3 protein-coding genes are annotated in these 3,245 nt (G+C 47.7%); 2 read left to right on the top strand and 1 reads right to left on the bottom strand.

The annotated features are described in order from the left end of the window. Positions 1-153: 153 nt before the first annotated feature. Both Harman_RS21135 and Harman_RS21140 read left to right on the top strand, forming a co-directional pair. A complete protein-coding gene (locus Harman_RS21135) occupies positions 154-1,314 on the top strand; it encodes a TraM recognition domain-containing protein (RefSeq protein WP_137685634.1) in 1,161 nt (386 codons plus the stop codon). Then, entirely contained in the window at positions 1,307-1,717 is a 411-nt protein-coding gene (locus tag Harman_RS21140) for a hypothetical protein (RefSeq protein WP_137685635.1), read from the top strand. Before Harman_RS21135 ends, Harman_RS21140 begins: the two co-directional genes overlap by 8 nt. 15 nt (positions 1,718-1,732) lie before the next feature. On the opposite strand, the gene Harman_RS21145 is transcribed toward Harman_RS21140, so the two are convergent. After that, complete coding sequence (locus Harman_RS21145; protein ID WP_137685636.1) at positions 1,733-3,181, bottom strand: hypothetical protein; 1,449 nt, start codon at positions 3,179-3,181, stop codon at positions 1,733-1,735. Positions 3,182-3,245 lie beyond the last annotated feature (64 nt).

Consider the following 3,245-nt stretch of genomic DNA (forward strand, 5'->3'; position numbering starts at 1 on the left):
TTTAGCTAACTGGACCGCTTTGCTCGTGAAGCGGGAAATCTTCGACATAGACCATCGGCGGTTTCCCGCTTCAACTTCCTAGTTCTGACGGTCGAAACCGACGCTGTCCAGCGATTCACCAGAGCCGAAACAAGCGATATCGACTTCCAGGAAGTGATCAACCGGAAGAAGATCTTGTTGGTAGATGTCCGTGAAGGAGAGGTCGGCTACACGGTGACACGATTGTTGTCTTCTATAGTTATCACCAAGCTCTGGGCAGCAGCACAGAACAGATACTACCAGGACAGCGAGATCGATCAGCCGTTTACGCTGTTCGTTGATGAACTTCAGAGCTACCCTGGTGAAGGACCGCAGTTCGCCGAGATCCTGAGCAAGGCCCGTGAATACCGGCTGGGCTGCTGGCTGGTCACACAGTACCTCTCACAGCTCCCGTCCGGGATGAGGAACGCGGTAAAGACCAACTGCAGAACCAAGCTCGTCTTCGACCCAACAGGATCAGACGATATCCCGAAACTCGCCAAGATGCTCCGCGGCACCGACCGAAGACAACTGGAATCGTTAGGCGACTACAGAGCTATCGTCCAGGCACCGGCAACCCGGAAACGAAACAAAGCAGTCACCGTCGACACATACCCTCCCTGGAACACTGATGAGTTCGACCTCGACAGGATCAAGACAGACGCAACACCCGCCACAGAAACCGACCTTTCGCTACAAAAACAGGTTACGGGCAAAGGAGTGAACGCCGGCGGCGAGAAACACACCAAACTACTGTCGAAGGCAGAGAAACGGCTGGAAGACCTGGGACTTCAGGTAAGAACTCTGTACCAGGATCCGGGTGATGAAAAGCCGGACGGCCACGTCAAGAAGCCGGACGGCTCACTCGCCCATCTCGAAGCCGAACACACCACTCTCACCAAGCCGGCAAAAGTCCTGAAAAACCTACAGAGAGCCAAACAACAGGGCCGAGAATGCATCTTCGTCGTCGAGGAAGGCAACGCTGCAAAACTGGACAGTATTCTCTCCGATCCGGTCAACAGACAAGGCAACCAACACCGAGACGAGCACGGAAGCTACAGCTACTACACCGGGGATGACGGGGAGTTCAAACAGATAGAACTGCTTCAAAACGCCGAGTACCGGATAATCGAAGTAACAGACGACAAACCGGAAGTACACGACGAAGAAGTAGAGCCTGAATGCCCTGAGCTCGAAGCCCATTCTGAAGAAGAGCTTGAGGCGTTCTGCCTGTACCGCGAGGACGGCTACTGCACCGAACTCGAAACCGGATGCCCGGTGATCAGCGATGACTGAACCACTGAGAGATAAAGACCTGGTGGTGCTCCAAGCCATTCAAGAAGGCTGCGACGATGTCCAGAAAATCACCGAAGCCACAACACTGGAAAACCACGAGGTCAACTACTGCTTCACCAAGCTCCAAGACCTCGATCTAATCCAAGTCGAAAAACAGGATGGCTACACCACCCGCATAATCAACGGCCAAAAACACACATTCAAAACACCCAAGCAAGCTGAACTCACTCAGAAAGCAACTGAACATCTGGAGCAATCAAATCAACAGGATTTAGAAGAGTATGAAAACTTGACCCATAGAGAACTCGTTGAGAAAGTCCATCGCCTCGAAAAACAGGTAGAGGACTTGGAAGGAACCATCCAGAAGTTCAGAAAACAAGTCCGGCAACACCTACTCAAATAATGAATCGGACGTGGTCTAAATCGTTGGTAACGGCTTGAAGTAGTCTTTGAAAACTTCTTCCACGTCATTAGGTGAATCAACACACTGTTCAAGACGTTTTTTTACTACTTCTTGGGTGATGATCATCAGATTCTCACGTTGTTTATACTCATCATTGTACTCTTCTTGATTTTTCCCGACTTCTCTCGTAAGACCTCCTAAACCGGATTTTTGGAACGCTTGATTGTCGAAGAAAGGGTGAATAACTGTTTGGAAATTCCCATGAATCAATTTCAAATCATTAGCAACAGTATGAGCAAGATATGCTGCCAGTATTAAAGAGAGTGCCTCAGCAGTCATAATCACCAAATACTCGTCTTCTTTGTAAATGTCTGCCATCTTATCATAGAACTCGATCTCTTTCTGTCCATCAAAACCCAGAATCAAAAACATATGACCGATTTTCTCAGCACCTACTGAATGACGTCTGGCCTTTTTCAGATACTCATCGTGCTTTCCTTCAACCTTCTCTGAACCAAAACCGGCGTCATCACCTGATTTAGTGTCAGCAATCCCTAGAACCGATTCAGCTCCTTCGGGCAGAATAGATTCAGAGATATAGAATAGATTGTCTGGAACATTACCCCCTCTATCATCTTCACCGCCCGCTTCAGGGTATGAGACAAACAAATGAGAAAATGCGGTCTCACCTATCTTTTCAAGTCGGGTTCCCGAATGCTGCGGTAGCTCTTTTGCCAGCCTAAGCAACCGCATATGATTCAACTCAGTCAATATATACCGCGGGTTAGAGTTGACCCGATTAACTACCGGATGTTCACCATCCAAATCTTCGAGAATCCTCCGCTCAATACTTTGAATATCCTCAATCGTTGATAGAGAACCCTGGATAAGATCAGGTTCAGTTAGCATGGTCAACGGTACGGTGTAAATTAAGTTGCTTGAAGAGAACAAGGATTTAATTTCCAAAAGATCCATCACTGTTTTCTGCGGTGTGACAAGTAGAGCCGGAGTATCTTCTTTCAGAGTCTCTATACAGATCTCGTTTACAGCCTTCTCATAGTCTGAGGGCGAAACAATCAGATAGAGGTTGACACCATCATCAGTCACTCCTGTAACATACTTTGGAAGAGTAGACTTCGAGATTTGTGCCAGATTCCTTCCGGCTGCCTCTGATACGACCTCAAGCACGGGTTCAAAGGATATGTCGAAATACAGGTGGTCTTCAACCGGTATCCTGCCTTCATGTCCTTCATCACATTCAACAATTAGCTCTGAACCATCTCTTTCACATTCGCAAAAAGCTCTACAATTCTCCAGAAGCGGACAGGATTGTGGGGGTCGAAGATCCTCTGTAATATATTCAGTATCAAGTATATTCGAAGGTATCTTTGTCTTCGTAAATGATGTGCTGCCGCCCTCCAATGTAAGCAGCTCATCAAGCGATTCAATCAATTGTTTGTTCATATTCCGTCCTCTCCGTCAAAGAAGATTTGAAGAGCTCTCTGATCTTTATCAGGTAAAGACCCTG

Origin of the sequence: Haloarcula mannanilytica, assembly GCF_005406125.1 — an archaeon.
Classification (GTDB): Archaea; Halobacteriota; Halobacteria; order Halobacteriales; family Haloarculaceae; genus Haloarcula; species Haloarcula mannanilytica.